This window comes from Microbacterium sp. B24, assembly GCF_000333415.1.
In the GTDB taxonomy this organism is placed as follows: Bacteria; Actinomycetota; Actinomycetes; order Actinomycetales; family Microbacteriaceae; genus Microbacterium.
In genome coordinates, this window is the sequence record NZ_BADB01000157.1 from 1 (window position 1) to 5,885 (window position 5,885).

Annotated in this window: 4 protein-coding genes and 1 pseudogene; 2 read left to right on the forward strand and 3 right to left on the reverse strand. The window is 67.0% G+C overall.

The window, feature by feature from the left end:
• Positions 1-225: pseudogene (locus I5I_RS03740) on the reverse strand (zinc-dependent metalloprotease); the annotation flags it as partial.
• A 135-nt stretch (positions 226-360) separates the two neighbouring features.
• Between I5I_RS03740 and I5I_RS03745 the strand changes: the two are divergent.
• Both I5I_RS03745 and I5I_RS03750 read left to right on the forward strand, forming a co-directional pair.
• Complete coding sequence (locus tag I5I_RS03745; protein WP_036316597.1) at positions 361-1,479, forward strand: YlbL family protein; 1,119 nt, start codon at positions 361-363, stop codon at positions 1,477-1,479.
• A gap of 63 nt (positions 1,480-1,542) precedes the next feature.
• Positions 1,543-4,455 (forward strand): UPF0182 family membrane protein, encoded by a 2,913-nt coding sequence (locus I5I_RS03750; RefSeq protein WP_036316598.1) that lies wholly within the window; start codon positions 1,543-1,545, stop codon positions 4,453-4,455.
• Between the two features lie 83 nt (positions 4,456-4,538).
• Here the strand turns inward: I5I_RS03750 and I5I_RS03755 are convergent, their stop codons facing one another.
• Positions 4,539-5,411, reverse strand: a complete 873-nt coding sequence (locus I5I_RS03755) for a prenyltransferase (protein WP_036316600.1) — start codon at positions 5,409-5,411, stop codon at positions 4,539-4,541.
• Complete coding sequence (locus tag I5I_RS03760) at positions 5,408-5,752, reverse strand: lycopene cyclase domain-containing protein (protein ID WP_036316602.1); 345 nt, start codon at positions 5,750-5,752, stop codon at positions 5,408-5,410. The genes I5I_RS03755 and I5I_RS03760 overlap by 4 nt, the downstream gene beginning before the upstream one ends.
• Positions 5,753-5,885 lie beyond the last annotated feature (133 nt).

Genomic DNA, 5,885 nt, shown 5'->3' on the forward strand with positions numbered 1-5,885 from the left:
CAGCGCTTGTGTCTTCGCGGCGCTCCAGTCGATGCCGTCGTCGCTGCCGGTGGCGAAAGCGTGCTGCATCTGCGCCATCATCTGCTGCAGCATGGCGGGATCCACGCCCATGCGGGAGAGGCTCTCGAGCTGTTCGGGGTCGAGGCCTGCACCTCCACCGCCGAGCAGGTTCCGCAGCAGTTCTTGGAATTCGTCCTCGGGGCGGTCGGGAGTCTCGTCAGCCATATCAGGCGCCTTTCAGCAGGCGGATATCGTCGCGTTCTACGCTAATGGCTGGACTTCCCCGCACGGCCGCCTCGGCCCGCCACGGAGGATGTCCCGTGTACGCCGATCGCGAACGATCGGCCGGGAGGATCTGCTGTGGCACTGTTCGACGAGGGCACGACGGTCGTGCCCGCTCGCCGCCGTCCGGTGTCTCGCCCCCTGCGCGTGGGCGTGTGGGCTCTTGCGGTCGCCTTGGTGGCGCTGCTCGCCCTCACGCTCCTGCCCACCAACTACGTCATTCAGCGTCCGGGGCCGGTCTTCAACACGCTGGGGTCGGCCCCCGACTCGTCGGGCGCCGACGTGCCGCTGATCACCGTGAAGGGCGCCCCGACCTACCCGACCTCCGGTGCACTGGACCTGCTGACGGTGCAGGTCGTCGGCAATCGCGAACGGACGCCGTCGTGGTTCGAGCTCGCTCTCGCCTGGTTCGACCCGGCGAAGGCGGTGCTCCCCTTGGACGACGTGTTCCCGCAGGGTCAGACGACCGAGCAACGCAACCAGGAGAGCGCGGTGATGATGGTCGACTCTCAGAAGGAGGCGACGGCTGCCGCTCTCACGCAGCTCGGCTACGACGTCAAGCCGATGGTCGAGGTCTACGCGCTCACCGACGACTCGGCGGCGCAGGGCATCCTCCAGAAGGGCGACATCATCCGCAGCGCGAACGGTCAGGCGATCACCGAGACCGATCAGCTGCGCACCATCATCAACGCCGGCGCGGGCGCTCCCGTTCGGCTCACGATCGACCGCTCCGGGGCCAGCGAGAACGTCGAGGTGACCCCGAAGCAGGCCACCGTGGACGGCAAGAGCACGTGGCTCGTGGGAATCTCGACCATGCACGACTACGACTTCCCGGTCGACGTCACCCTGCAGCTGAACAACGTCGGCGGGCCCAGCGCCGGCATGATGTTCGCCCTGGGCATCATCGACACGCTCAGCGACGGGAACCTCAACGGCGGCGAGCAGGTCGCCGGAACCGGCACGATCGATGCCGCCGGCACCGTTGGGCCCATCGGTGGGATCCGCCAGAAGATGTACGGGGCGGTGGGTGCCGGAGCGACCTACTTCCTCGCCCCCAAGGACAACTGCGACGAGGTGGTCGGACACGTCCCATCCGGTCTCCGGGTGTTCTCCGTCGCGACCCTGAAGGACTCGTTGCAGGTGCTGGCGACGATCCGCGACAAGGGTGACCTCGACGCGCTTCCGACCTGCCGCTGACCTCACGGCATCCTGGAAGGTTGCTCGGCATCCCTCCAGAATCACCCCACCTAGGATGGTGGTGTGACCACGACCTCAGCGCCGAACCAGGCCACGCCGAACCCCGTCCGTCGCGCGATCGCCATCACGCTCGCGGTCATCGCGGTCGTCGTCGTCGGCTTCTTCATCTTCGCGAGCCTCTACGCCGACTGGCTCTGGTACGACCAACTCGGGTTCTCGAGCGTGCTGTGGACGCAGTGGACGGCGCGCGTGATCATGTTCGTCGTCGGCTTCCTGGCGATGGCCGTGCCCGTGTTCATCGCGATCCAGCTCGCCTACCGACTGCGTCCGGTCTATGCCCGGCTGACGTCTCAGCTCGATCACTACCAGGAGGTCGTGGAGCCGCTTCGTCGGTTGGCGATGTGGGGCATCCCGGTGTTCTTCGGGTTCTTCGCGGGCTTCGCCGCCTCGGCGCAGTGGGAGACGGTCTGGCTGTGGTTCAATCGCGTCGATACCGGCGACCTGGACCCGCAGTTCCAGATGGACACCGGCTTCTACATGTTCTCGCTGCCGTTCTTCAGTTCGGTCCTCGGGTTCGCCTCGGCTGTGCTGCTCGTCTCGCTGCTGCTGTCGGCGCTCGTGGCGTATCTGTACGGGTCGGTGCGCATCGGGCAGCGCGAGCTGCGCATCTCGAAGGCCGCGCGCATCCAGCTCGCCGTCCTCGCCGGCCTCTACCTGCTCGTGCAGGGCGTGAGCATCTGGCTCGACCGCTACAAGACGCTGACGCAGCAGAGCGATCGCATCACCGGCGCCAGCTACGTCGACGACCACGCGGTCATCCCCGGCCTCACGATCATCGCCATCGCGGCCGCGATCGTCGCCGTTCTCTTCTTCGTGACGGCGATCATCGGCCGGTGGCGGTTCCCGCTGATCGGTGTGGGCCTTCTCGTCGTTTCGGCGCTGGTCGTCGGCGTTGCGTATCCGTGGGTCGTGACCAACCTGCAGGTGCGTCCCAACCAGGAGACCCTGGAGAGCCCGTACTACCAGCGCAACATCGACGCCACGAAGAAGGCGTACGGCATCGACGGCCTGACCAAGAGCGACTTCCAGGCGGTCACGAACGTCGCCCCCGGCCAGCTGCGCTCCGACGCCCAGACGACGGCGTCGATCCGCATCATGGACCCCGCCATCATCTCGCCCACGGTGCGCCAGATCGAGCAGTACCGCGCGTACTACCAGTTCACCAACCCGCTCGACGTCGACCGCTATCAGATCGACGGCAAGTCGCAGGACACCGTCGTCTCGGTGCGCGAGTTGAACATGGCCCAGCTCGGACAGGCCGCCTCCTGGTATAACTCGACGCTCGTCTACACCCACGGTTACGGCATGGTCGCGGCGAAGGGCAATGAGCGCACCGCCGACGGCAACCCCGTCTTCATCGAGCGCGGCATCCCGACCACCGGCGCGCTCACCACGAGCGAGAAGTACGAGCCGCGCATCTACTTCGGCGAGAACTCCCCGCCCTACTCGATCGTGGGTGCGCCGGAGGGCACGCCCGACATCGAGCTGGACTATCCGCGGGGCACGGGCGATGCCGCCCAGACGAAGACGACGTTCCAGGGCAACGGCGGGCCGAACGTGGGCAACCCGTTCAACCGCCTGATCTACTCGTTGAAGTTCCAGTCGACCGACATCCTGCTCTCCGACGGCATCAACGCGGACTCGCAGATCCTCTACGATCGCGATCCGATCGACCGCGTGAACAAGGTCGCGCCGTACCTGGAGCTCGACAACGACCCGTACCCGTCGGTCGTCGACGGACGCATCGTCTGGATCGTCGACGGCTACACGCTGAGTGCCAACTACCCGTACTCGTCGATCGTGAGCCTTCGCGATGCGATCAGCGATACGACGAACACCACGCCGCGGGTGGCCCTCGACGACGTCAACTACATTCGCAACTCCGTCAAGGCCACCGTCGATGCGTATGACGGCAAGGTGACCCTGTACGCGTGGGACGACACCGATCCGCTGCTGAAGGCGTGGCAGAAGATCTACCCCTCGACGGTCAAGCCGCTGTCGGACATGAGCGCCGACCTCATGAGCCACGTGCGCTACCCGACGGACCTGTTCAAGGTGCAGCGCGCGATGCTGGGCACCTACCACGTCGACGACGCGGGCTCGTTCTACCAGCGCGACAACGCCTGGAAGACCCCGAACGATCCCACGCAGAAGAACCCGGTGCTCCAGCCGCCGTACTACCTGACGATGAAGATGCCGGGGCAGGATGCCGCGAGCTACTCCATGTTCACGACGTTCATCCCGGGCGGTGACGACACGCGCAACGTGTTGATGGGATACCTGTCGGTGGACTCGGATGCCGGAGCCACGGCGGGTGTCAAGGACCCGAACTACGGCAAGCTGCGCATGCTGGAGATCAACGCCGAGACACCCGTCCCCGGACCCGGACAGGTGCAGAACACGTTCGATGCCGATCCGAGCGTGTCGGCGTTCATCAACATCCTGAAACAGGGGCAGTCGGAGGTCATCAACGGCAACCTCCTCACGCTGCCGGTCGGTGGAGGACTGCTGTACGTCCAGCCGGTGTTCGTGCAGTCCTCCGGGTCGACGAAGCTCCCGACCCTGCAGAAGGTGCTGGTCGCCTTCGGCAACCAGGTGGCCTTCGAGAGCACGCTTCAGGATGCGCTCGACAAGCTGTTCGGCGGCGACTCGGGCGCGAGTGCCGGCGACGGCGACGTCACCCCGTCGGCGACACCGAGCCCGGCTCCGACCGACGGCTCGGGCTCCGGCTCGGGTGCGACCGGCGGCGGCACCGGGACGAGCGTCGAGTTCCAGGCGGCACTCAAGGACGCCCAGCAGGCGATGATGGACCGGCAGAGCGCCCTGACGCAGGGCGATTGGGCCAAGTACGGCGAAGCCGACGCGCGGCTGACGGCGGCGCTGCAGAAGCTCATCCAGCTGGAGGGTCAGGGCTGAGACCCGGACGCGCATGATCCACGGGCCGGAAGCGGTGACGCCTCCGGCCCGTGTGCATGGGCGCGAGGATCCTCGCGGAGGGGTCAGCGGCTGAGCGCGTACCAGATGAGAAGCAGCGTGACCGCGAATCCGGTGAACTGGTTGAGCCACAGGAAGCGATCCCACCCGCGGGTGGCACGCTCGGCATCCTGGTCCGCGACGTTGCGGTACGGCCAGACGGTGACGATGTAGGGCAGCGCGAGGAGAGCCGCGAGCGGTCCCGGCCACGCGGTGCCGAACATCGCGACGCCGGCCGCCGCATACCCGGCGATGGCGAGGCGGACGGTGGTGCGGGCACCGAAGACCGTCGCGATGGACGAGATGTCGGCCTCTCGATCCGCCACGACGTCCTGCACGGCCCCGAAAGCGTGCGAGGCGATGCCCCAGAGGGCGAAGGCGACGATCACGGCGCTCAGCTGCCACGTCCACGTCGCGCCGGCCAGCACCAACCCGTACACGGCGGGGGAGAAGAAGTGGATGCTGCTGGTCACCGAGTCCGCGACGGGACGTTCTTTCAGACGAAGCGGCGGCGCGGAGTAGAAGACGACGAAGAAGAGGCTGATCGCGAGCACCAGCCAGGAGATGGGTGTGCCGACCAGCACGAGATAGACGACGAACGGCAGGCACGACAGAGCGGCCGCCCAGAGCGTGGTGGCGTGCAGGCGACGCTCGAGCACGGCGCCGTGGGCGCCACCCTTGCGGGGGTTGCGCAGATCGGACTCGTAGTCGAAGACATCGTTGATCCCGTACATCGCCAGGTTGTAGGGGATCAGGAAGAAGACGGTGCCGACGATGAGGGTCGCATCGATCCTTCCGGTCGTGAGGACCGTGGCCGCCGCGAAGGGGTAGGCCGTGTTGATCCAGCTGACGGGTCGAGACGAGAGGAGGAGCTGGCGGGCGGTGGCGGTCGCGGTCATCGTGCGGAATCCGTCTCGGTATCGGTCGGGGAGGAAGGGTCGCGTCGAGGCGGGCGGAGGAGCTCGGCGACCGCGGGGACGGCGAAGGCGGCCACGATCGGATAGGACAGATCCTCGATGGGAGCCAGGCCCACACGGATGCCGCTGATGAGCGCGTCGGGATAGGTGAACAGGCCGGCGGCGATCATCGCGTTGTCGAAGATCACGGTGAGCACGACCAGAACCACAGCGGTGATCACGCTCGCCGTCAGTCGCATGCCGAGCCCTGGACGGCGAGCCGTCGCGGCGAAGGCGACCGCCCCGACGAGGGCGAACGGCGCGACGATCAGGGGATACGTCACGGCATCCTCCGCACTCGCCGGGCCCGTGCCGTCAGCGCGCGGATCGCCGCAGCATGCACCACGAGCGCCAGATAGCACAGGAAGGCGAGGAAGACGGGCTCTTCGACCGGAAGGTGCGGGGCCAGATCGATCC